At 38.7% G+C, this 25,008-nt stretch carries 24 protein-coding genes, 3 tRNA genes and 1 pseudogene; 12 read left to right on the top strand and 16 right to left on the bottom strand.

Features of this window, described 5'->3' with window-relative positions:
• Positions 1–3: 3 nt before the first annotated feature.
• The gene (locus ABLB98_RS13165; RefSeq protein WP_348883407.1) at positions 4–327 is read left to right on the top strand and encodes a hypothetical protein; all 324 of its coding nucleotides are present in this window, start codon (positions 4–6) and stop codon (positions 325–327) included.
• A gap of 10 nt (positions 328–337) precedes the next feature.
• Here the strand turns inward: ABLB98_RS13165 and ABLB98_RS13160 are convergent, their stop codons facing one another.
• The 8 genes from ABLB98_RS13160 to ABLB98_RS13125 form a co-directional block, all read right to left on the bottom strand.
• Positions 338–1,582, bottom strand: a complete 1,245-nt coding sequence (locus tag ABLB98_RS13160) for a DGQHR domain-containing protein (protein ID WP_348883406.1) — start codon at positions 1,580–1,582, stop codon at positions 338–340.
• 17 nt (positions 1,583–1,599) lie between these two features.
• Positions 1,600–2,127 carry a hypothetical protein gene (locus ABLB98_RS13155; protein WP_348883405.1) on the bottom strand — a complete coding sequence of 176 codons (528 nt, stop codon included), beginning with the start codon at positions 2,125–2,127 and terminating at the stop codon, positions 1,600–1,602.
• A gap of 96 nt (positions 2,128–2,223) precedes the next feature.
• Positions 2,224–2,535 (bottom strand): DNA sulfur modification protein DndE, encoded by a 312-nt coding sequence (gene dndE / locus ABLB98_RS13150; RefSeq protein WP_348883404.1) that lies wholly within the window; start codon positions 2,533–2,535, stop codon positions 2,224–2,226.
• Positions 2,536–2,566: 31 nt separating this feature from the next.
• Positions 2,567–4,573: a DNA sulfur modification protein DndD gene (dndD, locus tag ABLB98_RS13145; RefSeq protein ID WP_348883403.1), complete on the bottom strand. Its 2,007-nt coding sequence runs from the start codon at positions 4,571–4,573 to the stop codon at positions 2,567–2,569.
• Positions 4,570–6,063, bottom strand: a complete 1,494-nt coding sequence (gene dndC / locus ABLB98_RS13140) for a DNA phosphorothioation system sulfurtransferase DndC (RefSeq protein ID WP_348883402.1) — start codon at positions 6,061–6,063, stop codon at positions 4,570–4,572. Before dndC ends, dndD begins: the two co-directional genes overlap by 4 nt.
• Positions 6,063–7,172 (bottom strand): DNA sulfur modification protein DndB, encoded by a 1,110-nt coding sequence (gene dndB / locus ABLB98_RS13135; RefSeq protein ID WP_348883400.1) that lies wholly within the window; start codon positions 7,170–7,172, stop codon positions 6,063–6,065. Before dndB ends, dndC begins: the two co-directional genes overlap by 1 nt.
• Before the next feature lie 310 nt (positions 7,173–7,482).
• Entirely contained in the window at positions 7,483–8,661 is a 1,179-nt protein-coding gene (locus ABLB98_RS13130; protein WP_348883399.1) for an integrase arm-type DNA-binding domain-containing protein, read from the bottom strand.
• Positions 8,662–8,829: 168 nt separating this feature from the next.
• Positions 8,830–8,919 (bottom strand) — tRNA-Ser (locus ABLB98_RS13125).
• Between the two features lie 122 nt (positions 8,920–9,041).
• Here ABLB98_RS13125 and ABLB98_RS13120 point away from each other — a divergent pair.
• From ABLB98_RS13120 to ABLB98_RS13110, 3 genes are all read left to right on the top strand, one after another.
• The gene (locus tag ABLB98_RS13120) at positions 9,042–10,919 is read left to right on the top strand and encodes a potassium transporter Kup (RefSeq protein WP_005219379.1); all 1,878 of its coding nucleotides are present in this window, start codon (positions 9,042–9,044) and stop codon (positions 10,917–10,919) included.
• Positions 10,920–11,074: 155 nt separating this feature from the next.
• Positions 11,075–12,148, top strand: a complete 1,074-nt coding sequence (locus tag ABLB98_RS13115) for a DNA/RNA non-specific endonuclease (RefSeq protein ID WP_034602596.1) — start codon at positions 11,075–11,077, stop codon at positions 12,146–12,148.
• Positions 12,149–12,219: 71 nt separating this feature from the next.
• The gene (locus ABLB98_RS13110) at positions 12,220–12,462 is read left to right on the top strand and encodes a hypothetical protein (RefSeq protein WP_005156717.1); all 243 of its coding nucleotides are present in this window, start codon (positions 12,220–12,222) and stop codon (positions 12,460–12,462) included.
• Between the two features lie 39 nt (positions 12,463–12,501).
• On the opposite strand, the gene ABLB98_RS13105 is transcribed toward ABLB98_RS13110, so the two are convergent.
• Positions 12,502–13,509: an AraC family transcriptional regulator ligand-binding domain-containing protein gene (locus tag ABLB98_RS13105; protein ID WP_348883398.1), complete on the bottom strand. Its 1,008-nt coding sequence runs from the start codon at positions 13,507–13,509 to the stop codon at positions 12,502–12,504.
• A 117-nt stretch (positions 13,510–13,626) separates the two neighbouring features.
• Between ABLB98_RS13105 and ABLB98_RS13100 the strand changes: the two genes are divergently transcribed.
• Positions 13,627–14,271, top strand: a complete 645-nt coding sequence (locus ABLB98_RS13100) for a sterol desaturase family protein (RefSeq protein ID WP_348883397.1) — start codon at positions 13,627–13,629, stop codon at positions 14,269–14,271.
• Positions 14,272–14,595: 324 nt separating this feature from the next.
• Here the strand turns inward: ABLB98_RS13100 and hisF are convergent, their stop codons facing one another.
• Complete coding sequence (gene hisF, locus ABLB98_RS13095; protein ID WP_004659983.1) at positions 14,596–15,354, bottom strand: imidazole glycerol phosphate synthase subunit HisF; 759 nt, start codon at positions 15,352–15,354, stop codon at positions 14,596–14,598.
• A 101-nt stretch (positions 15,355–15,455) separates the two neighbouring features.
• Between hisF and ABLB98_RS13090 the strand changes: the two genes are divergently transcribed.
• From ABLB98_RS13090 to ABLB98_RS13080, 3 genes are read left to right on the top strand one after another with little or no spacing between them, the layout of a single operon-like run.
• Positions 15,456–16,412, top strand: a complete 957-nt coding sequence (locus tag ABLB98_RS13090; RefSeq protein ID WP_348883396.1) for a homoserine kinase — start codon at positions 15,456–15,458, stop codon at positions 16,410–16,412.
• A gap of 4 nt (positions 16,413–16,416) precedes the next feature.
• Positions 16,417–17,034 (top strand): DUF1294 domain-containing protein, encoded by a 618-nt coding sequence (locus ABLB98_RS13085; protein ID WP_348883395.1) that lies wholly within the window; start codon positions 16,417–16,419, stop codon positions 17,032–17,034.
• A 31-nt stretch (positions 17,035–17,065) separates the two neighbouring features.
• Complete coding sequence (locus tag ABLB98_RS13080; RefSeq protein ID WP_046739924.1) at positions 17,066–17,458, top strand: membrane protein; 393 nt, start codon at positions 17,066–17,068, stop codon at positions 17,456–17,458.
• Between the two features lie 83 nt (positions 17,459–17,541).
• Here the strand turns inward: ABLB98_RS13080 and ABLB98_RS13075 are convergent, their stop codons facing one another.
• From ABLB98_RS13075 to hisB, 5 genes and pseudogenes are all read right to left on the bottom strand, one after another.
• Positions 17,542–18,423 (bottom strand): DMT family transporter, encoded by an 882-nt coding sequence (locus ABLB98_RS13075; RefSeq protein WP_348883394.1) that lies wholly within the window; start codon positions 18,421–18,423, stop codon positions 17,542–17,544.
• A 147-nt stretch (positions 18,424–18,570) separates the two neighbouring features.
• Positions 18,571–19,302 (bottom strand): 1-(5-phosphoribosyl)-5-[(5-phosphoribosylamino)methylideneamino]imidazole-4-carboxamide isomerase, encoded by a 732-nt coding sequence (hisA, locus tag ABLB98_RS13070; RefSeq protein WP_348883393.1) that lies wholly within the window; start codon positions 19,300–19,302, stop codon positions 18,571–18,573.
• Between the two features lie 66 nt (positions 19,303–19,368).
• Positions 19,369–19,599, bottom strand: a pseudogene (locus ABLB98_RS13065) (3'-5' exonuclease domain-containing protein 2); the annotation flags it as partial.
• 156 nt (positions 19,600–19,755) lie between these two features.
• Complete coding sequence (gene hisH, locus ABLB98_RS13060; RefSeq protein WP_348883392.1) at positions 19,756–20,373, bottom strand: imidazole glycerol phosphate synthase subunit HisH; 618 nt, start codon at positions 20,371–20,373, stop codon at positions 19,756–19,758.
• Positions 20,373–20,966, bottom strand: coding sequence for an imidazoleglycerol-phosphate dehydratase HisB (hisB, locus tag ABLB98_RS13055; RefSeq protein ID WP_249570946.1), 594 nt, complete (start codon positions 20,964–20,966; stop codon positions 20,373–20,375). The genes hisH and hisB overlap by 1 nt, the downstream gene beginning before the upstream one ends.
• Positions 20,967–21,070: 104 nt before the next feature.
• On the opposite strand from hisB, the gene ABLB98_RS13050 reads away from it, so the two are divergent.
• From ABLB98_RS13050 to ABLB98_RS13035, 4 genes are all read left to right on the top strand, one after another.
• Positions 21,071–21,448, top strand: a complete 378-nt coding sequence (locus ABLB98_RS13050) for a GNAT family N-acetyltransferase (RefSeq protein WP_087548219.1) — start codon at positions 21,071–21,073, stop codon at positions 21,446–21,448.
• A 109-nt stretch (positions 21,449–21,557) separates the two neighbouring features.
• Positions 21,558–21,633: transfer RNA gene (locus tag ABLB98_RS13045), tRNA-Phe, on the top strand.
• A gap of 138 nt (positions 21,634–21,771) precedes the next feature.
• A tRNA-Phe gene (locus ABLB98_RS13040) sits at positions 21,772–21,847 on the top strand.
• 180 nt (positions 21,848–22,027) lie between these two features.
• Entirely contained in the window at positions 22,028–23,287 is a 1,260-nt protein-coding gene (locus ABLB98_RS13035; protein WP_348883391.1) for an outer membrane protein transport protein, read from the top strand.
• Positions 23,288–23,347: 60 nt separating this feature from the next.
• On the opposite strand, the gene ABLB98_RS13030 is transcribed toward ABLB98_RS13035, so the two are convergent.
• Positions 23,348–24,862, bottom strand: a complete 1,515-nt coding sequence (locus tag ABLB98_RS13030; protein ID WP_004660065.1) for an acetyl-CoA hydrolase/transferase family protein — start codon at positions 24,860–24,862, stop codon at positions 23,348–23,350.
• Positions 24,863–25,008 lie beyond the last annotated feature (146 nt).

The raw sequence follows: 25,008 nt of genomic DNA, 5'->3' as shown, positions 1-25,008 counted from the left end.
AAAATGAGCTATGATGTATCTGTATTAAGTGAAGTTCAGTTGCGTAAACAACAAATTTCTGCTGCTAAAAAAGCAGCAGAAATTGTGACATTACGTGAGTGGTATGATTCAACTATGCATGGATATGAGTTAGAAGAATATTTTAAATATTTTTCTAATTTAGGCAGATTAGGCAAGGAGCTTCATAAACGTGGTGTAAAAAGAGTCACGGAACTATATGAAGCTGATAATGGAGTATTTGTAGAAGCTACTTTTGTTCGCAGTCATTTAGATTTGCTAGGACCATTATGTGCTTTAGCTTGTGTGTACAATGGTATGAAAAAATAAGCCTGAATTATTATTCAAGCTTTTCTTTGAGGCCAATAGCTATTTCAATAGCATTTCGAATTTCCCGTCTACCTGATCCAGAAGCATTAATAAATTCAGCATTATGAAATGGAATAGATTGGGCTGGCAATAATTTTTCTATAAAAAAATCCTTGCTGATTTTTTTAAGAAGCAAACTTTCAGGAATGATTTTTCTAAGAATATCAAATAATGCTTGTATGCCAACTGTTCTAATAATAAATGAATTGCTAGGAGCTTCTTTCCAAAATACTTCATTACAGGCAGTAAGATAATTGAAGACTAGGGTATATATGAAATTATCATTTCCATTTAAATAATAGTCTCTTAAAGGAGATGTATCTTTTCTACCTGAATCTATTAAACCAATACGACTTTTTAACTTATTCTTAATTAAATAATTTGCATCTTTCGTTGGATTCGTGGAAATCAGTCGCATGATACCTTCTACTATAACAGCAGTTGAGACTTTCCATTCTGAATTCTGGCTAATTTTAACCAATTCTTCATCAGCCTTAGCTGCAATTTTTATCTTTCCTAGTAAGGGTGAGTCTGGAAGAGAAGCTAATTTTCTTGTTAAAAAAATAGCTAATTTATCTGGCGTCCAACATGTCGAGTTTTCCTCTGATATGTTATAACCATATAATTCATAACTTAGACTCTTATCGACAGGTTTTTGTGTTGTATTGATAATAGAAAAAAGATCTGCTTGATATCCTTTAGGTAAATCTAAATAGACAGAACAAAGCAAATCCATTTTGAGTCGATTAAGATCTTGTAAATATTCTTCAGTAAATCCAAATAAACGATGTTGCCCATCAATAATGGCGGCTAATTTGTTTGCAGAAGGAATTGTTAGGGTATAGAGTTTACAGTCTAGATTATCTATATTTACTTTGTTGACTTTCCAGCTCATGCTTTTATTAATGTTGAAATTTTCTTTTTCTTCTAACTCGTCAATAGTATATCCAGATTCATGATAGTTTGCTGCCAAAATAATTGCATTGGGGAATGCTGAGTCATCACGATCAATATATTCTGCAATTTTCTTTAAACGCTCTTTTTGAATACTTCTTTGTGTACCGCCCTCTAAAATATAACCTTTTTCTGTTTTCTTTGCCCTCATGATGTCGCTAAAGCAAACTTCTAATAAAATATGAGCTGGAAGTGAAATTGCATAGAAATCACTCATTGGTTGGCATATTTTTATTGCAGGTACAGTGATTGGGAATGTCATTTGTAATTAACCTATATTTATGATTCAAAGCCTTCGGGTATTTTACCATCAAGATCTTGGGCTAAATTTTCCCCACCTAGAGCTGCTTTTTTAACAGGTTTATCATATAAATCATCGCTTAGTGATAATTGGATCCAGGTTATCCATAAAGTTATAAATGTCATGGCAGCAGTGAATATGTATATGTACCAAAGTTTGGCTTCAAATTTTGTTCCAATTAATTCAAAGAAAATATAGCCTGCTAAAAACACAAAAAAGCCTAATAAACATTTAGCAAACTGTGGTGTATCCTTATTAAGAATAATTTGAAAATACGCTCCGCTTACGAAAGGTGGAGTAAGTAAGATAATTGCATTAAAAAGGGGTTGATAATCAGCATTCTTAATATTTCTGAGTTCATACCAAACCCCTATAGAGCCAAATACGCAAATAGCTATTAAAAAGAATAGTAAAAATGTCGGGTGTCTTATAGGCTTTTTAGTTTGCGTCCATATAAATTGGAAGCCATCGACAAAACCATTAAAAGCTTTCTCAGGAATGCTCATATGTTATTCTTTATATCTTTGAATAAATTTAAGTTAAAGATGTAGCTAACCATGAACTTATGATTAGTCCAAATAATTATAAAGAAAAATACATATTTATGAAATCAATTGGAGGATATTTAAAGGCGATTTTGCGCGTACTGAAAGAGATCCAATACCACGATGGATATGCCCACGCATCCGATCAAGCAGTATTTTATTTTCTAGAGGTTCTTCCTGATGATCTTCTACATATCTTAGAAGTGATAAGAATAAATCTGTATTTTCACCTGTAAGCGTATAGGCATTAAATTCAGACCCATCCTCATTTGGTAAAGGAATATTACCTAATGGCCCTTCTTCTAAAGACATCATAAGTGCAATGCGGCAAAGGAGGTTAGGAGTTAAACCTGTACGTTGCTTCAGCATACGTAGGCGGGTAGTAGCCTCAGAGGAAATTTTAAGCTTGCTGTAATGCAATTCTCTTCTCCCTATTAGTACGTTTTAAGTCAGTGAAATAACCTAGTAGTGCTTGTGTCGAAGCCAACTCATGATTGTATTCTAATAAGTAACTTTCAGAAATGAACTGATCTAACTGATTGATATATTGATCATCAATTTCTGTATCAGTTGATAGAATAATGACTTGATGACTAACATGAGGAAAATATAGCTTCATTAGGTTATCACGATGTTCTCGATCTAAACGTCCTAATGGAGTATCTACAATCATGGGTAAATGACGACCGCTAGTTTTAGCTAATGCCCATAGCATTGCAATTGCATAAATCTGTTTTTCCCCAGCCGATAGCGCTGATTTTTCAATAGAATGCCCATTTTTTTTGATCAAGCATGTACTGAAATTTTTCGCATCAATATGAAGGTCAGTAATAAAGTTCTTTTTGCGTAGAAGAGAGTTAAAAATTTCTACAAAGTTTTGACGAACTTGAATAATTTTTTGTTCAAGTAATGCAGTCTCAAAATCAATAAGTGCTTTAATACCTTTAGCTGCTAATGAGTTTTTATGGTTTTGAAGTTCAAAGTCAACAATAGCTTCGTTGGCTGATTTAAGGCTACGTTCTACCGTGACAATGTCCCAACTGAGTTTACGATATTCTTCATCTTTTTGATCCAGAATTATATCAAGTTCGCCTAATTTACGTTCTTTTTGCATTAATTCGTCTAAATAGGCATTTGAATCTTCAGCATTTTCTGCACGAGCAATAGAGAACTCTGTTGCCTCTTTCTCCTGATTTAGCTGTACAAAACGACTATAAAGCGCCTGAACTTGTGTTTTGGTTTCTATTTCTAAGTCAATTAGTTTTGCCAAAGATTGTTTAGGCTTTGTTAGCTCATTAAATGCAATATGTGAGCTTATTTCTGACTGTGTATTAAAATAATTTTTGAGGAACTGATTCAGGTTTTCCCAGTGATCTTCTGTCCATAATTCTTCTTTTTGCACTGAGCTGCTTTGGAATGATGCCAAAGTTTGCTCAATAAGATGTCTACTTGCAGATTGATCAGCAGAAGAGGCTTCTAAATGTGTCATGAATTTGGAAATAAGTTTAGGTGCAAACAGGAACGGAAGTAAGTTGTTAGCCAAATTGGTAAGCTCTTGCTTACATAAATTAATTTCTTTATTCAGTTGGGACAGTTTTGTTTTTAATTGATCATATTTCAATGCAATTGCACCGCCTTCTGATACAAATCGTAGTCTTTTTTGCTCAATATTTTTTAGTAAAGCTTGGTGTTCAAATTTAAGTTGAGCACATTCATTTTTTAAATTTACTTCTTGAGATGTAAGATGATCTAAACGTTGAGTAATAACCTCAATATCATTTTGATTAGCATCATTCAATTTATTGCGATTTAGATAAGAATGCAGATCTAGACGTAGTTTTTCAATTAGATCAATTCCAAGCAGGTTTTTAATTGCATCTGATAACATAGCATTAGTATCTTCAGCAATATCTTGAATTTTCTCACCATCAAAAAAGAAAAGCTGTGAAATACCAAATGGGATCAACTCTAATAGAAAGTTTTCCCATTCTTGCTCTGGTACAGAAGTAACAGTTTCCCCATTCTTTTTTAAATCTAGGCTTTCTCGCAATTGGTTATCTGAACCAATTGCCCATGAACGACATACAGTAAATTCAGCAGGAATACTTCCTTCCGTATAAATAAAATTAAGTTCAACTCTAGATGTACGTTCTGGATGGTTATGGTTTATCTTACTTAAAAGATATTGATGATACTCTTTTTGACTTATGCCTAAACCAAGTGCACGTCTACCATAAAGAGCTAAACGGATTGAGTCTAAGAAAGTTGTCTTACCTGCACCATTTCGCCCCCCAATTAAGATAATAGGTTGATTAGTTGAGGTTGATGATTTCTTTGGCTCAAGTAAAAACTCTGTGCGCTGACCATATAAACCAATATTATCAAGTATCAATGATTTAATAATCATGGCTTAGCTCCAACATTATTTAATAAATCTAACTGCCCAGAAGAAACTTCTTCAGTAAATGAGGATTCATCATCATCTACTTCAATAATTTCATTAATGTCCTGCTGGGAATTACGGGCAGCTAGAATACTTGCTAAATCACGCCATTCTTCATTGAGTACTTTATTGAGCTGGTTATGGATGTTATGGCGTCTTTTAAGACCATGGGAGGCTTTTTCTACGCCAATTAATTTCACCATGAGCTCTGTAGGGATTTTATGTTCCTTACAAATCGCATCAAGTAGTGCAAAGTCTTGGGTATTGTATAAGACACTATCTTCAATCTGCCAATCTAGTTCAATACCTAAAGTTTCTTTAACGATTTGTGGAACAGAGTCAGCCCAGTCTCCACTTTCTGAACGCCATATTCTACGAATTTCATGTAGTTCTTCAGGATGGATGAGTATGGGAGCTTCGCCGATTGGAGCTTCTGCTTGAACTAGTTTTTGAACTTCTAAAAGTTTTCTTAGAAGTACTTTGCGGAATTCAAGTTTATACGGCCCTGGTACGAGTTTGCCATTTGTATGGTTAAAGGCAACTTGACCATTACGGCGTTTAAATTCTCGATAGATGAACTTTTTCTCTGGATTTTGAGTTGATGACAGTAAATCGCGATATTCAAGTAAAGGTTCTAGCCATTCTTCACCAGACTCAACCATGGCTTCCATTGATTTATCATGTTGAACAACAGTACATACCCAGCATCCAAAGCGTGAATTACCACAACTAGGTGTAGTCTTATCAACAACGAGAGGACATTCTCCTGCTTGAGCATTTCTATACATGGTGACAAGTTCACGATTATCATTATTCCAAGGTGACTTGTTCTGTAATAGATAGTTCCAAACATCATCTGTTGAAAAAGTTTCTATCGGTGCAAATACAAAAGCATTTAGTAAAGATGAATGGCGAGCTAGTTTTGTTCCTTTAATTTTGTGCATTGCAATGACTTGAGCACGCGTAGCACTTTCTGAAGAGCGAACACCTAAGACAACAACAACCTCTCCAAATTCGGTAACACGTTGAGTAATGAACTCATTTGCGGGTTCAATTTTAAGACGCTCTGTACACCAACGGAATTTGTTACTTGGTGCTGGATAGCCACGACCCAGAAGGTTCACCCAAAAAGAACGTTCTACACGAGGACTTACTTTTTGGACTTTAAAAGGTAAACCTAATTCATCTGATTTTTTTTGAATATTTTCTAAATTTTTATCGATATAGCGAACTATAACAGGTGTTTCGACAAGCGTATCCGAACTAATTACATAAACAGGTTTTTGTCTTTGTTCTTTTGGAAGTATAGCTAAAGCATTCCAAACAAGTTGTAATGCGCAAGTTGAATCTTTACCACCTGAATATCCTACTACCCAAGGTCTTTGGTCAGATAAATAAACCTCTTGAATAGACTTATACATATCTTTAAGAGAGTTGGTCTCAAAAATACTCATTAGACTCTCTCTTCAATATGTGCGTGGCGACTTGCTTGTATCGCATCAATATGGATATCTTCAATTCTTTGTGATTCAGTGTTCAATGGTATCCCTAAAGTTCTCTGGATATGATTTGTAACTAAGACAAGATTATTGCGTGATTTATTAATCTTACCCGCTACCAAAGCACGACCACCCCACAAGGCTAGATTTTTTCTAGACCAATCAATTAGCATTAACTTACTTATATATGATTGCCAATTATCACTATGATTTTCTAGGAGAATATTACCTACTCGTGCAATAGCTTGTAGTGCTATGCCGTGAGCATGTATGTAATCTTGTCTTAACTGGAATGTGCTGCCGTTACCTTCGAGTAGATTTAACCAATCTGGCATGCATTGTATAACTTCTTGCCAGAATATGGTCGAAATCTTAATTTTTTCATCAGTTGAAATATCTGATTGCTTAAAATTTAATAATTCTTTAGTGGCTTGATGTAATGAACTGAATGTAAAAAGTTTTGAAGAGCGGTGTGAAATGCTTGATTTTTCAAAGTCGGTATAGTCAGAAAAAAGGGGAATTTTATCAATCATTGATTTAGTGATATAGGTTTGTTCATCTCTGTGATTAAAAAGTAACTTTATTGATTGTGCTGGTCTTACAGCATGCATATTAAGGTCGGCAAACATTTGCTGAGAACGTTTTAGCCCCTTGTCTGCATAAATTACTACGGAAATAGTTTCATCACCAAGGTAGGGGGTGACCTTTATAGCCTCCTCAATTGCAGCACGTCTATGTTGCCCATCATTTATAAGTACGGTAGCGTCCATAGAGATTTTAAGTTTACCCATGTTGCCTGATATAGGTTCAAATTTAACTTCACCATCTACACATGCACATAAGGAAGACAGGATATATTCCAGTGGGTTCTCTGTAATGTAACGGCTTATTTGAGGAATACGTGCTTTATTGAGCGTTCGTTGAGCTCTAAGAGGTGGAGGTAATGACTCATCATCGAATTTAAAAAACTTAGGCACAAATTTAAGTGGCACCATGATGACGTAAAATGCTGAACGTGCTTGTAGACCTTGCATTGCGACAAATTCGAACCAATTACCTTCCATAATGTACAACTTTAAGTGAACCCCTAGACTCGAATGATCATATCATGGGACGTTTATATTTTCTATTTGGACGTTTGTTATTTTAACTTATGAGCTTGGATCTAGGTAATCTGATTACTGAATATAGATTGGGAACTATTGACTAAAGAGGTAAGGATGAGTCGTTTGAATTGAGGTCTAGCTATTAGTAATATATAGAATGGATTGATATTTTTTGAGATTAAATTTCTTTAAGGTTTTGTTTTTATTTTGAATTTTTTAATAAATATTGTTTTAGTTATATCTACTTGATTCTTATAAGTGTATAAACTTATTTCCTCAATCCATCAATAAAATCAGACCACTCCTGCATCATCTTAACTCTATAGTCTAAATGCTGAGCATGGTTGTAAGCCTGTGAAACAGCATTCCCAACCCTATGTGCAAGTTGAATTTCAATAGCATCATGCATATAGCCTTGTTCGTGTAAAGTTGTAGAGGCAAGTCCACGAAATCCATGACCAGTCATTTTACCGTTATAGCCCATCGTTCGAATTGCACATAAGAGAGCATTGCTGCTAATTGGCTTAGCGGTACTGTAATTATAGAAAACGTACTGTTTTATACCTGTAATGGGTTGAATCCTTTCTAGTATCTCTAAAGCCTGTTTTGATAAAGGCACAATATGAGGCATAGCCATTTTCATTTTGTGTGCAGGAATGCGCCATAAATCATTCTCATAATCAATCTCATTCCATTCCATCATTCTAAGTTCTGCGGTTCTAACAAATGTCAGGGTCATCAACTGTAGGGCTGATCTAATAATGAGGTTGCCATGATAGCGATCCATACGTTCAACAAAGGCAGGGAATTCGGAAATGTCCAGACGAGCCATATTTTTTACTTTACGGGGCTTGAGAGCCTCGCCTAAGTGTGGGGTAGGATCATTCTCAATAATGCCTTTACGAATCGCAAAACGAAAAATACGACCTGCTAAAGGGATAGAGCGTTTTGCCATCTCCTGTGCACCACGCTCTTCAATTTTTTTGGCACAAGCTAATACGTCTTTCCCCTTAATTTGATCAATTGGCATATCACCTAGAGCAGGGAAAAGGTCTTTCTCAAATACGGATAAATCACGTAAGTAAGTTGCTTCTTTTATAATTGCTTTACGGTCTTGCATCCATTCGATTGCGAGTGCTCTAAAAAGCGTACTTTCATCGACTTGCAACTTTTTTTGTTTCTTCGCTTCATTGGGATTAATACCATCTTTTAAGTTTAAGCGTGCTTCATCACAAGTTCTTCTTGCTTGGGCAAGTGTGGTGTCAGGATATGTGCCAATGCTGAAAATATTTTCTTTCCCATTGAAGCGAAATTTCATACGCCAATGCATGCCACCTGAAGGGGTAACTTCTAAATACATGCCTTTTCCATCAGGATATTTTACTTTTTTTTCAGAAGGTTTGATCTTTCTGAGTTGAGCATCTGTAAGTCGTGTGGCATTTTTCATAGAAATTTGGGGGTAAAAAAAAGAGGGTAATTTATTATACCCCCAGTTATACCCCCAACTATCTCAGGATTCAATAGTATTTATTGGAAAGCATAAGGCAATAAAAAAAGCCTAAACCCTTTAGATTTAAGCTTTTAGGACTCTATGAGACATCATAGAAATTAAATTTGGCGGTGAGAGAGGGATTCGAACCCTCGATACGCGCAAACGTATACACACTTTCCAGGCGTGCTCCTTAAGCCACTCGGACACCTCACCAAGGTGTGCGATAGTAACTAAAAAAAAGCAGACTGCCAAGTTGTAGTCGAACAGATTTGCAGAAAAACTTCTTGGCTAATGATAATATTAAGGAATATAACGTTCTATATTGAAGACAATATATGCAAAGTACTGCAAAAAAAGCAGCCTTACCTGCCACTGCATTGGCAGCATTAGGGGTGGTGTTTGGAGACATTGGAACCAGTCCTCTGTACGCTTTGAAAGAATCCTTCCATGCTGCACATGGCTTAGGAATTCAACCTGAAAATGTATTGGGAATCTTGTCGATTATTTTTTGGTGTTTAATGCTGATTATCAGTATTAAATACATCGCGATTGTTATGCGTGCGGATAACAATGGTGAAGGTGGAATCATGGCTTTACTTGCTTTGAATCTACGCAAAGCAAAAATATCCGATAGTAAGAAGATTTATTTAATTGCGATTGGTTTTGTTGGGGCATCGCTATTTTTTGGTGACGGTATTATTACGCCTGCAATCTCAGTACTTTCCGCTGTTGAAGGTCTATCAATTGCAACCAATGTACTTGATCCGTTTATTGTGCCAATTGCAATCGTGATTGTAACGACATTATTTTTAATGCAAAAACACGGAACCGCGTTTGTTGGTAAATTTTTTGGGCCAATTACGCTACTCTGGTTTTTGTCATTGGGGATCTTGGGTGTCATTAGCGTCGTGCAAACACCAATCGTACTCGGTATGGTTAGTCCTCATTGGGCAATTCAGTTTATTTTCACTCATCCTGTACAAGCATTTTTTATTATGGGTGCTGTTGTTCTGACGGTCACAGGTGGTGAAGCCTTATATGCAGATATGGGGCATTTTGGACCGCGTCCAATTCGTTTCGGTTGGTTTAGTGTCGTTTTGCCGTGCCTTGTATTAAATTATGCTGGACAAGGTGCGCTGTTACTTCGCAATCCTGCGGCGATTGAAAATCCATTCTATTTACTAGTCCCAAGTTGGGCTTTGTACCCAATGATTATCTTGGCAACGATGGCAGCTGTGATTGCATCACAGGCCGTTATTTCTGGGGTTTTCTCTTTAGCTCGTCAAGCAATCCAATTGGGTTATTTACCACGTTTAGGCATTAAACATACTTCTGATTCTGAAGAAGGACAAATTTATGTGCCATTTCTGAATTGGTTATTGCTGATCGCGATTGTCATCTTAATTTTAATTTTTAAAACCAGCTCAAACCTTGCAAGTGCTTATGGCTTGGCTGTGACCTTAACCATGTTATGTGACACAATTTTGGTTGCTGTATTCATATACTATGCATGGAAATGGAGCTTACCAAAAGTGATGCTGTTGATTATTCCATTCTTTATTTTGGAATCCGTACTGGTCGCAGCAGCATCATTAAAAATGTTTTCAGGTGGTTGGGTACCGTTATTGATCGGTGCAGTCGCGGTTATGATCCTGATGACGTGGAAACGTGGGCGTGAGCTTACTTTTGCTAAGCTTGAACACGACACCCTATCACTCGATTTATTTGTGAAAAGTATTGGGGACAATGTTCATCGGGTACCTGGCGATGCAGTCTTTTTAACTGGAACGCCTAATGTTGTTCCGCATGCGATGCTACATAATATTAAGCACAATAAAGTACTACATGAGCGTAATATTTTAGTCACGGTTGTGATTGAAGATGTTCCATTTGTTCCTCAAGAGGAGCGAATTAGTGTTGAAACGTTGAATGAACATTTCTATCGCATCAAAATTTTCTACGGTTTTAAAGATGAACCTAATGTGCCAAAAGCCCTGATTCAAGCTTACGAAGAATTAGGCTTTGAATACGATTTGATGCAAATTAGCTTCTTTATTTCACGTGATCGTATTGTTCATAGTGTGGGAGATGGTATGTCTCCGTGGCGCGAACGCTTATTTATCTCAATGCAACGTAATACTAGCCCTGTGAGTGACTTCTATCAAATTCCAACCAACCGTGTTGTGGAGTTAGGCAGTCAAATTGAAATCTAGGTAACATAAAAAAAGGCACTTTAGAGTGCCTTTTCTATTATCTGGTGATCAAGTGAACAGTTTTGCGACATAAAGTGACGTTCTTTGCTTTATCTCAATATACAGTTGAATATGGAATTGCTAAGCTTCGCATTCATATTGATTTTGATTTAGTTATGGCGAAGAAAACAACCAAAAAGAGTAAAACACAATTTGCTTTTTTGAGCCAAAATTTTGGAAAAATTGTTCTTGCTTTGATCGCAACAGGCAGTTTCGCGATTGCATTTGGTAATGAAAAAATTTCTAAATTAATTCCTTTGCCATCGAGTCATGGTGCTTGCTTAGAACAATTTTATCGAGATGTTCCTCCTTTACTTACAAAAGAAAGTCTAAAAAAAGATAGTTATGCTTTGTGTTTTAATGATTTTAATGTGATGTATTCAGGTATTTCAAAAACACCATTGTGGTCAGCGGAATACCTTACCCCAGATCGTTTAAGTATTAAAATCAAGCGCGAAGATAGTTTTCACGAAGAAACACGAGTGCCTCTCGCTCATCGTGCATTGTTAGCGGACTACCGTGGTTCTGGGTACGATCGTGGACATATGGCACCGAATGGTGATATGAATAACACTGCGGCACAACATGACAGTTTTTCTTTAGCCAATATGGTGCCACAATCACCGAAGAATAATCAGGAAGTTTGGCGTAAACTCGAAGAAGCAGTGCGTTCTATTGTGACTAAACAGCATAAAGATGCCTATGTTGTGACTGGACCGATCTTTGAAGATAAGCGTTTAAAAACCATAGGGAATGGCGTAATAGTTCCTACAGCGGTATACAAAGCCGTGTATTTACCTAAACAGGGGATTATTGGGGCGTACTATGCACCGAATAATGATTCATTACAGGTTAAAGTGGTGAGCATCTGTTATTTAGAAGAAAAGTTAGGAATTAATTTATTTCCACAACTCACAGAACAACAAAAGCGTAATGTTTATCAATTGCCTACATCGGCACAACAAGTTAAAGCCAATAAAGAAATTAGCTATGTGAGTTGGGATAGACAAAGTCAATGTGCTGAAGAAGCAACCACGGCAAGTATTCAAGCACAACAGCAGCAATTCTCTTCTGGGAAGACACAAACTGATGAGACTAATTTGCCGCAGATTGATGAGGAAACCAAACAAGCTTTAATCAAGCAATTGATTGATGCATTGGTTCAGTATTTTTTACAATTGTTGAGATAATGTAGGGCCTATTGAAAATTATCAGGGTTTGGCTCACTGTGATGAAAAGAGAATAACAATGAGAGAACGAGATGTTTAAGCCTTTTGTGGATGGAAATGAGTCTTCGGCAATCTATGACCTGACGCTGGAAAATCAGGTCGATTGTGTCAGTCTATATGGAAACCTACAGATCACTAAAGATCAGGTTGGTTTACAGGCTGCCAGAAAGTTGCAGGCCTTTATGAATGAGGTGGTGACAGCCCTGGAGCAGGAAAATCTCCCTGAGAAAATTCAGCGCCCACCTGAACAGGAAATCGAAAATCCATTTCTATAAAAAATGCTTTAAGAAACCATCGTTTCCTTATCAATTTGATTAAGAACTATAAATGGTATTGTTCTTTCGCCACTGTTGTGGAGTTAAACCAGTCCAAATTTTAAATGCACGTTGAAAAGCACTTTGTTCCGAATAGCAAAGTAGCAAGGCAATTTCTTGTAGGCTCAAATGCGGATCTTTTAAATATTCCGTTGCGAGCATAAAACGTACTTGTTGCACACGTTCTTGAAAGGTGGTGTTTTGCTGTTGTAAGTGGCGTTGTAATTGTCTTACCGATAATCCTAATTTTTCTGCAATAAAATCGATTTGATATTGATTTTTTTGTAATCCAGTCAAAATTGCATGTTGTAGACGTTGATCGAGTTGAGTGGAATTGGGAAGCTTATCCAATAAAGCTTGAGCTTGTTGTAGCAACAATTGCTGTAAAGTGTGATCGCCTGTTCGAAGTGGCTTAAAGGCTTCGGTAACAGGTAGAAGTAGCTGAGTTTTAGGCTGATCAAAACGGACTTTACAACGGAAATACTGCTCATAAACCATAATGTTTTTCGGTGCGGTATTCACAAAATGCACTTCGTGTAGATTGAGATCTTCACCTGACAGAAATAACTTAAGGAATTGCACCATCAACGCAATTGCAATTTCATCTGTTAATTGGGTTGGGTTGGGTTCTGGAGCTTCCCAGCGGATTGATGCGTAGGGTGGGTTAAATTCAACGACGAGAGGGCTACCATCATAAATTAAGCGATGAAAATCATGATAACGCGCCAATGCTTCGCCCAAGTTTTCACATGACAGTGCGAGATAAGCAATAATTCCTAAATGTTTAGGTTGTACGTGCTCTGCAATTTCTAAGCCTAAACCTGTCTTGGGATTTAAACGATTAAGATCTTCAAGTAAGTCACGCCAAACGACGTAATCAAAACGTTCAAGATTTTGGACTTGTTGTAATTGCTCAGGAATTTCAATATTTTTTGTTTCGCAATAAGCCTTTAATAAATGCCCTAATCCGCCATAAACAGAGCCTGTATAGTTCTTGAGTTGGGACATCCTGTCTACTCCTTATTCTGTCGTGTTTTGTCAATATAAATATATCGTATCGTCAATACTTCGCCTACAAAAATTTATATCTTTAAAAAAAATAAGGAAACATTGGGAGACAGCTCCATGTTAAAGGGTTTTGTTGCAGGTTTGGCAGTTGCAAATGCATTTGAATGGTTTGCTCATAAATATCTATTGCATGGGGTACACCGTAAAGGCAAGCCACGTTTCAGTCCAACGCCAAAACAGATGGAATCACACTGGGCACATCATCGTGAGGTTCGTAAGCAAGAGTTTTCCGATGACTGTTATGCTGAGGGCCTGGATAACTGGCGTACCCGTAATGAACTGATAGCACTGGCTGCGGTTGCAACCGTGTCGAGTGCGGCAGCCTATCCATTCTCCAAAGGGATGGCGCTGTCATTCTGGTATTGTGCAGGTAATTATTATTATGTGCATCGCCGTTCTCATTTAGAGCCAGAATGGGCAAAAAAACGTATTCCCTGGCATTATGATCATCACATGAACTCAAATCAAGATGCTAACTGGTGTGTAACGCGACCATGGTTTGATTATGTGATGGGAACGCGTGTGGTGTCCTCGGCTGATTTAAAAGAAGCCAATCCACTCGGTCTACCGTTACCTGCACCACTTTCAAAAGCATTGACGCAAGCGATCGAATCGGTTTTTCCAGCGAAATGGGTTGAGCAAAAACTAAAATTAGTCAAAGCACCTGTAGTAGAAACTGAGCAACAAGAATCAGTGGCTTAGAGGAAAATGCGACATGTGACCATAAAGCATAAGCATTGTGACGAATCGTGACGATGCTTTCATGAGTCATGTCGTGAATTGTCAATAAAATGAGTTTTTAATGGCAATATTTTTATGTGTTATCCCGTTATCTTAGCTCAAGCATTGAGAGTGCTCATAATTTAATCAAAATGACAAAATTCACGTTTACCCTCTAGCGTTGTATAAACGCAGTTTCCATACCTTGCTCCGCAAGGTATTTTTTTGTCTGAGGAAATATTGCGTGAATAAAAAACCTCTCAAACGATGATTTTGAGAGGTTGGTTTTTTGAGTAATACTCGCGTTTAAAGACGCATTTCAATCCCTTGCTCAGCCAAATATTGCTTAGCTTCAGGAATTGTGTGTTGACCAAAATGGAAAATTGAAGCAGCCAGTACCGCATCTGCACCACCTTTCAAAATTCCGTCAGCCAAATGTTGTAAATTACCTACGCCACCTGATGCGATGGTCGGAATATTGACACGATCATTGATTTGACGCATCAAGGCAATGTCATAACCCGCTTTGGTTCCATCCGCATCCATACTGGTAATCAGCAATTCGCCCGCACCGAAGTCAGCCATTTTCACAGCCCATTCAATCGCATCAATTCCTGTTGGCTTACGACCGCCGTGGGTAAAGATTTCCCACTTATTTTCGCCAGTTTTTTTCGCATCAATTGCGACCACAATACATTGTGCGCCAAAACGTTGAGAAGCTTCTTGAACAAACTCAGGCGTAAATACTGCTGCCGAGTTGATACTGACTTTATCAGCACCCGCATTTAGTAATAGGCGAATATCTTCAACTTTACGGACACCACCACCTACAGTTAAAGGTACAAACACGCTTTCAGCCATACGTTCTACCGTACGGTAAGTTGTATCGCGTCCATGATGGGTAGCAGTAATATCTAAAAAGGTAATTTCATCGGCGCCTTGTTCGTTATAGCGACGTGCGACTTCGACAGGGTCACCTGCGTCACGAATATCAAGGAATTGAACGCCTTTGACGACTCGACCATTATCAACATCTAAGCAAGGGATAATACGTTTTGCGAGCATAAAATTTTCCAAAAAATCGCCAATAAAGAAAGGGGTGCTACACCTTCATGGAGGGAACAGGTATTCTATCAAACTTCACAGCTATTTTTTGCAGGTTTTCCATGTCGGTTTATACCCCGTTGAGTTTAGAAGAAGTTCAAGCATTCGCTGAGCCTTATGGTTTAGCGATCATTGACCTGATTCCAATCCAGGGCGGTATTCAAAACACCAATTATTTTTTGGTGGATCAATCAAAACAACACTATGTTTTAACGGTTTTTGAAGAATTAGATGCTGAGGGGGCAGGTGAACTGGTACCTGTACTGGATTGTTTGGGTAAGGCAAGCGTACCTGTGGCGGTGCCCTTAAAATACAATGGGCAGGCAATTCATAGCATTGCAGATAAACCTGCTCAGATTGCACCTCGTTTGATGGGTGAACATCCTGAACAAGCCAGTATTAAACAAGTACAGGCGATTGCTCAAGCGCAGGCAAAATTGCATTTGGCTTTGCAGGGCTTTCCTTTGGAACGTGATTTTAATCGCAATCATCAATACTGGTCTGAAGTAGCAAACCAATTGCGTCCTCAATTGATTCAAGCAGATCAACAACTTTTAAATCAGGTCTTTCACTTATTTACAGTGATTACGCAAGCATATCCAAACAGACCAATAGGCTTTATTCATTCTGATTTATTTCGGGATAATACCTTGTTTGAGGGAGATCAATTACAAGGTATTCTTGATTTTTATGAACTCAATCAAGATGAATGGCTATTTGATATTGCGATTAGTATCAATGACTTCTGTACAGCTTATCCACAAGCCCATTTGGATATAGAAAAAGCTGAGGCATTCTTAGGTACTTATCAAAGCATTCGTCCACTGACACAAGATGAATTGGCTTGTCTGGATATTTTCCTAGCAATGGCTGCTTGTCGTTTTTGGTGTATGCGTTTACAGGTCGCACAGAAAAATGCAGCAGAAGGGCGGATAGGTGAAGATATTTCACAAAAAGACCCTATGGAAATGCGCATGATGTTACAAAACCGTTTACAACAAGTTTTAGGTTTAGGGTAGGAATATGCGAGATCAAGGGCGTTTAGTTGAATGGTTCGATGATAAAGGCTATGGCTTTATTCAACCGAATGATGCACATAAAGATCGTGTTTTTATCCATATCAAAGACTTTGCTCGCACAGGGCCACGTCCAATCGTGGGGTGTGCCTTGGAATATTTAATCATTTTGGATGAGCGCGGTCGTTATCGCGCTCAGCAAGCAACTTATTTAAAAGCATCACAAGTAATTGAACACCGCAGCAAACCTGCTCAGCCGACATCTGCCAAGCGTTGGTCAGCGATGCAGATTGGTATTGTGATTTATATTGTATTTATGCTGATTGCAAGTTTTAGTAAATTGCTGCCGCCGTATACTTTGCTGTTTGTTAGCTTGATGAATGTCGTTAGTTATTGGTTGTATGCGCAAGACAAAGAAGCAGCACAATTGGGAAATCGCCGTGTTCCAGAGCAGACTTTGCATATCGTGGATTCTTTGGGTGGCTGGTGTGGAGGATGGATTGCTCAACAAAAACTGAGACATAAAACACAAAAACAACCGTTTCGTAAGATTTATTTCTGTACCATAGTCTTTCATATATTGTTGATATGTTGGTTAATTTCTCCACTCAATGTGTTTTATTGATTGGGAGGGGAGTTTTTGGAGATAAATAAAAATGAATTATTCCGTTGATCAAGATCCAAACCGTACCTTAACTTTGGTTCTCTATGTCCTTTATATAATTGCGATTTTTAGTGGTGGTTTGTTGGCGATTATTGCTTTGATTATTAACTATGTCAAGCGTAGTGATGTGCAAGGTTCAATTTTTGAGAGTCATTTTACTTGGCAAATTCGTACCTTTTGGTGGTATTTGGCTTGGAATATCATTGCATTTATCCCTTTTTTCTTTCTGTTTTTTACAGGCGATAATGCCAATGCTTTTGCAGGTGTCGCACTCTCAAGTACTATATTTTGTGGGTTAGTGATTTTTGCTGCATGGGTGTGGATTGTATATCGAGCAATTCGAGGTTTAATTGCATTAAATGATAATAAGCCAATGTATCAATAAATTGGATCAACCATGATTATTGAGCATGTGCATTCGTGTATGTTGATGAAAAAGAAAGAGTCATCAGCAGCATAGAGTGCTTTTTAGCGCTCTTTTTGTTTAGGCTTGTTCCATTTTAACTCACTGACCAACACCCCCAGAACCACCATTAAACCTCCCAGTAAAGGCAGTCGCTCACCCGCAATCTGCCCAAATAAGCCTGCCCAGACAGGTTCACCTGCATAGATGATTGCGGCACGAGTTGGGTCAACCATGCGCTGGGCCCAGTTCATCACAAACTGAATCAGGGCGCTGGCTAGACCCAAAGCCGCGGCAATCAGCAGCAGTGTCCATGAAAATTCAGGAATCTTGTGTTCACCCACCATCGGCATACTGGCAAAGGAGAGCAGTGAGGCAACTGCAAGCTGAACCACCGTAACCCGCCTGAGATTGACTTTTCCAGCAAAATAGCCAATCAGGATAATTTCCAGCGCAATCACAAAGGCACAGATCAGCGTTAGCACCTGCCCGTAATTGAGGTGAATACCTGAGAAACCATTTCCCGTTAAAAGTACCAGACCTGTAAATGCCAGTGCTGTGCCTACCCAGGTCATTAAACTGGGGCGTTTCTGGAAAATAACCCACATTAAAATGGGTACGAGTGGAACGTACAGGGTAGTCAGAAAGGCTGATTCACTGCTGAGGATGCTCTGTAGGCCGATGGTTTGTGTGCCATAACCAATTGCAATCACTACCCCAATTGCGGTGCCAGCCAGTGTTTCCTTTAGGGTTAACCCACGAATTGACCTGATTGAGATTAACAGGATAGCCAGAGCCGCAACGGCAAAACGGCAGCCCACAAAGAACATGGGACTACTAAAATTCAGGGCGTATTGCACTGCCAGAAATGTGCTGCCCCAGATCATGGTAATAAAAATAAGCGCAAACTGGGCAGCTCGGGGAGAGGAGGCGAAATGGGTTGGCATGGTGTAAAACAGTAAAAATCAACTTTATATTGTGTATAAACTGATAGCGTCTATGCAAGAGAAATCATCTGTTCTAGCGTGGATCAGGCAATTTATTCAACTCACAAATAAAAAAAGAGCCTAACGGCTCTTCTTTCAGTACTTTGTTTAGAGGCGATTATCATCCAACAAGAGCTGTGCTTCGCGAAGGTTTAATGTACCTTCATAAATTGCACGACCTGTAATAGCACCTAAAATACCTTGCTGACCTTTCAGGTTACGGACATCATCAAGGTTAGTGACACCGCCTGAAGCGATCACAGGTAAGCCAGAGTATTGTGCTAAATGAACAGTTTGCTCAACGTTAACACCTTGCATCATACCATCACGTGCGATATCGGTATAAACAATGCTTGAAACACCAGCATCTGCAAAACGTTTTGCAAGATCAGTTGCCTTCACGTCAGTTACATTTGCCCAGCCATCTGTTGCAACCATACCATTGATGGCATCAATACCGACAATGATATGACCTGCAAAGCGTTTGCACGCCTCTTCAACAAACTCAGGCTCTTTTACTGCCTTTGTACCAATAATCACAAAAGATACACCCGCTTCCAAATAGTGCTCAATCGTTTCTAGTGAACGAATACCACCACCAATTTGAATTGGAAGTTCTGGTTGTGCACGTGCAATCGCTTCCACCACAGGTTTATGAATTGGCGTACCTACGAAAGCACCATTTAAATCAACTAAATGTAAACGACGTGCGCCTTCATCAACCCAATGTTGTGCAGTTGCGACAGGATCATCAGAGAAAACGGTATCGTCTTCCATACGTCCTTGTTTTAAACGAACACATTTACCATCTTTCAGGTCAATTGCAGGGATGATTAGCATGCTTTCGCTCCTAGCGTCATCATAAAGTTTAAATTGGCTACATATTAACAAAGTATTGATCAATCGCTAAGCCTTGTCTGCTGAACCTTGAAGTATTCTTACTATTTGTTGTTGAATTTGAGGAGGTAGTAACTGCTGATGATATAGGTATTGGTATATCAACAATGCGGCATAAGCATCAGCGGCAGCATAATTGATTTGTTGAGGACTTAGCTGTTTGCCAGACTAGTTTGAAGTGCTGATTTTTTTGCTTTTGACAAAATAATGTTGGAAAAGTAGAGCAATCGCAGTTTTTAAAAGAGTTGTTTGTTGCTGCATTTCCATTTTATGAAACTCAAAACTTTTGGTTGAGCTTAAACAGTTTTATGAAAATGAAAAAGCCAAGTGAGAAAACTTGGCTTTTTCATTATGGAAAATCGTTATTCAGCGTATTGCTGCTGTTTGATTGGTATATTAAATCTTCCATTCCACAAAGTTTTTCAGCAACTGCAAACCAGCGGTATGACTTTTCTCAGGATGGAATTGGGTCGCGAACAAATTGTCTTTGTGAATCGCCGTACAAAAATTCACGCCATAATCACAAGTTGCTGCCGTGATCGCTGGATCTTTTGGTTCTACATAGTAACTATGCACAAAGTAGAAACGTGCATCTTGTTCAATGTTATTCCACATCGGATGGCTTGGATCAAGTTGATGGACTTGATTCCAGCCCATGTGAGGTACTTTCAAGTTTGGAATTTCTGGAAAGTGTTTCACAACACCGTCAAAAATACCCAAGGCATCGACACCGCCATTTTCTTCTGAACTTTGCAGTAGTGCTTGCATGCCGACACAAATGGCTAATACAGGTTTGTTAAACGCGGCTTGACGTACCACTTCATCGATCCCTGCTTCATGCATGCCTTGCATACAATCACGCATGGCACCTACACCAGGAAATACAATTTTATCTGCTTTAGCAATCAGTTTTGGATCATTGGTCACATCGACAGTTGCACCCACATGCTCTAAAGCTTTTGCTGCAGAGTGTAAATTACCCATACCATAATCAAGTAAAGCAATACGTGTCATTACAAGCTACCTTTGGTCGAAGCAATGGTATTTTCTGCACGTGGATCAATTTCACATGCCATACGCAATGCGCGAGCCAATGCCTTAAACACACTTTCGATCTGGTGATGGCTATTCTTACCCTTTAGATTGTCAATATGCAGGGTCACTAACGCATGGTTGACAAAACCTTGGAAAAACTCAGAGAACAAATCGACATCAAACGTTCCGATACGAGCGCGAGTGAATGGAATATCCATAAATAAACCCGGACGACCAGATAGATCAACAACAACACGAGAAAGTGCTTCATCAAGTGGTGCATAAAAATGACCATAACGACGTAAGCCTTTTTTATCACCTAAAGCTTGTGCAAATGCTTGCCCCAAGGTGATTCCACAATCTTCAACAGTATGGTGATCATCAATTTCTAAGTCACCATCGCAATGAATATCGATATCAAATAAACCATGACGCTTGATTTGATCAATCATATGGTCTAAAAATGGAACTCCAGTGTTGAGTGTGCCTTGACCCGTACCATCGAGATTGAGACGAACTCGAATTTTGGTTTCGTTGGTGTTTCTTACCACTTCACTGATACGTTGCGTCATGGACACGTTCCTCAAAAAACGTCAAAAATGATAGAATTAAAAACCGATAGTTTCGCTGTGACGAAAAAGTGACAGCATCATAGTTTGCTCAGGAGGGTTAATCAATGCCTATTACCGTACATGCTTACAGTACACTAGATAATCTAGGAATTCGTACTCAGCTCGAGCGACTCTACGATACCAGCCCAGAGTTTGGTGATGGGCAAGATGCAATGGAGCAACTTGCGCAAAATCTACAGCAATATACCACAATTTATACCGCTGAATTTAACACCAAAATTATAGGTGCAATTTGGGCAACAGGACAAGGTGAAAGCCGTGTTTTAGAATATATTGTCGTACATCCATCCAATCGTGGACGTGGGGTTGCAGAGCGTTTGGTTGAAGAAGTGTGCCGTATCGAAGAGGAACAAGGTGTAAAGCATTTTGAACCAGGTTGTGGAGCAATTCATCGTTGTTTATCGCATTTGGGCAAAATCTAGAATTCAAGTCTAATTGGTTTGCGATTTGCAGTAAAATTAGACGTTTGATAGGAAAATCCACAAATTTGCTTGACGCACGTGGGTAAACATTGTTTAATACGCCTACTTTGGCGCGATAGCTCAGTCGGTAGAGCAACGGATTGAAAATCCGTGTGTCCCCAGTTCGATCCTGGGTCCCGCCACCATAAATTGTATTTTCAATCCCCGATCCCATCGGGGATTTTTTTTAGCCAAAATTGATTGCGTGAAAAATGGGCAATCAAATCAAAAGCTCATGATAATTATTGACTATTGAGCTGAGATACGGCTTAATACACCCCATTGGCGCGATAGCTCAGTCGGTAGAGCAACGGATTGAAAATCCGTGTGTCCCCAGTTCGATCCTGGGTCCCGCCACCATATTCAAAAAGCCCTAAACTCAAGTTTAGGGCTTTTTTTATGCATGAAGCAAAATGGGATGTGTTTGATCAAAAAATTTGTTTATGAATAAAAAGAATATGCTTCTAAAATTAACTTAGTTATCTGAATAAAAGAAAAACAATATACTTATGCATATATTATTTTTACTGAAGATAAGTTATGCAAAATTTGCTTGGGTTTACACTCCCTACATTATTTTTATCTGCTTTATCGTCATCAGCATTCGCGACAACAGGTTATTTTATGCATGGCTATGGGGTTAAAGCCCAAGGCGCTGCTGGGGCCTCTATTGCGGCATTTAATGATGCTTTGACGATTGCGAATAATCCTTCTGGATTGGCTTGGTTAGACAGTCGTGTCGATATTGGCACGACTATATTTAACCCTAAACGTTCTGCTGAAATTGAGGGGAATTTGGCAGGCGCCAACGGTCAATACAGTGGCAATGGGCGTGAATATTTTGTTCTACCTGAATTTGCGATAAATAAGAAAGTAAATGATACGGTTGCTTTGGGTTTAGCGATTTATGGTAACGGCGGTATGAATACTTCCTACAAGAAAAATCCGTATGCAGCTTTTGGGAATACAGGTGAGGCAGGAGTGGATTTAGCACAGGTTTTTATTTCTCCATCTGTGGCTTGGCGTTATAGCGAAAACCAATCCATCGGTATTGCGACCAACATTCTTTATCAACGATTTGAAGCTAAAGGAATTTCAGATTTTGCGCCATTTTCTGTTGATGGACAAAAACTGAGTAATAATGGTAAGGACTCTGCTACAGGCATAGGTGTTAAAGTCGGCTGGAGTGCCAAGCTAAATGATGTCGTAACTGTTGGTGCAAATTACTCTTCAAAAATTAAATCGGACAAATTTGATCAATATCGTGGTTTATTTGCACAAGCTGGAGGTTTTGATGTGCCGGAGAGCTATGGGGTAGGAGCCGCTTTTCAATTGACGCCTGCATTAACTGTATTAACCGATATAGCGCGTATTAATTATTCGGATGTAGATTCAGTTGGAAATCCTTTTAGTCTAGCTTCGGTGATGGCGGGTAATGGTTTTGGTTCAGAAAAAGGTCAGGGTTTTGGTTGGAAAGATATCAACGTTTACAAGATTGGTGCGGCATATCAAGTTAATCCACAAGTGACGATAAGAGCTGGATATAGCCATAATGATCAGCCAATTCCTCAAGATCAAACCTTCTTGAATATTCTTGCACCTGGTGTAATTCAAGATCATCTCAGCGTGGGGGCGACGTGGAATATTGATCGTGCACAGGAGCTTAGTGTTGCATATACCTATGGTTTGAAAGAAACCGTAAAAGGAAGTCAATCTATTCCTTTGAACTTTGGCGGTGGTGAAGCTAATCTTGAAATGGATCAGCATATTTTAGGTGTTTCATATGGTCTGAAATTCTGATCAAAACGAAAAAGGCTGAATCAAATAGATTCAGCCTTTTTCAAGATGTGCAGCAAAAAATTAAGCAGTTTTTGCTAATTTTTCGTTTGCTAACATATGACCTGTTTCTTCGAAGTTTGCATGCCATGACAGTGCTTCACGAAGAATATGAGGTGTATGGCCACCGCGCTCGCAGGCACGATCAAAATAGTCATTTAAGGCAGCTTGATAAAGCGGGTGTACGCAGTTGTCAATAATCACACGTGCGCGCTCACGAGGTGCTAAGCCACGTAAATCTGCTAAACCAACTTCAGTTACCAGAATGTCAACATCATGCTCATTATGATCAACGTGGCTTACCATTGGTACGATTGATGAAATATCACCACCTTTTGCGATTGACTTGGTAACAAAGATTGCAAGGTGAGCATTACGTGCAAAATCACCTGAACCGCCGATACCATTCATCATTTTTGTACCGCAAACATGCGTAGAATTCACGTTGCCGTAAATATCGAACTCGAGTGCTGTATTAATCCCAATAATCCCCAAACGACGTACGATTTCAGGGTGGTTAGAAATTTCTTGTGGGCGTAATACTAATTTATCTTTGTAGTGTTCAAGATTGCCAAATACGCGCTCACCACATTGTGCAGATAGCGTAATTGAGCTACCAGAAGCAAATTTCATTTTGCCAGCATCAATCAATTCAAAAGTACAGTCCTGTAATACTTCAGAATACATGACCAAATCTTCAAAGTTAGAATCTTTAAGACCAGTCAAAACTGCATTTGCAATTGAACCAATACCTGCCTGTAAAGGACCTAGATTTTTCGCTAAACGACCCGCAGCAACTTCTTTTTCAAAGAAAGCGATGAGGTGATTTGCAATCCCTTGAGTTTCATCGTCAGGCGCAGTCACAGTTGAAGGTGAGTCGGCCGTATTATTAAAAACGATACCTACGATTTTTGCTGGGTCAATTTGGATTGCAGTTGAACCAATACGATCATCGACTTGGGTTAATGGAAGTGGGGTACGTGTTGGACGATATGTTGGAATATAAATATCGTGTAAGCCCTCAAAGTTTTCGCTCAATGAGGTATTAATTTCAACGATCACTTTTTCAGCAAAAATTGCGAAACTTGCAGAGTTGCCTACAGAGGTTGTCGGTACGATATGACCATCTTCTGTAATCGCAACAGCTTCAATCACAGCAATATCTGGACGTTTAAGCTGTTGATTACGCATTTGCTCAACAGTTTCAGACAAATGTTGGTCGATAAACATTACTTCACCATTATTAATGGCGCGACGTAAAGTATTATCAACTTGGAATGGCATACGACGAGCAAGTACACCTGCTTCCGTCAATTGTTTGTCTAAGTCATTCCCTAGGCTTGCACCTGTAATTAATGTGATTTTTAACGGATTTTTTTTAGCTTGTTCGACCAATGCTTGTGGCACAGCTTTTGCTTCTCCAGCACGAGTAAAACCACTCATACCAACCGTCATATCATTTTCAATAAAGCGAGCAGCCTGTTCAGCGCTCATCACTTTGTCATGTAGGGTAGCAAGGCGAATACGACTTAAAGACATGATCCATTCTCAATATACTTCTTAGTTAGATATGGATTTTAGCGTTAAAACTTGAAAAGGGAATTGGACTACGGCTAAGGTCTAATATGTGAAATGCGTGATACTTTTTCAGAGATAAAAAGAGTTATTTTTCCAGCATGAATTGT

Source organism: Acinetobacter yuyunsongii, assembly GCF_041021915.1.
Classification (GTDB): Bacteria; Pseudomonadota; Gammaproteobacteria; order Pseudomonadales; family Moraxellaceae; genus Acinetobacter.
This window is presented reverse-complemented; position numbering and strand designations above follow the sequence as displayed.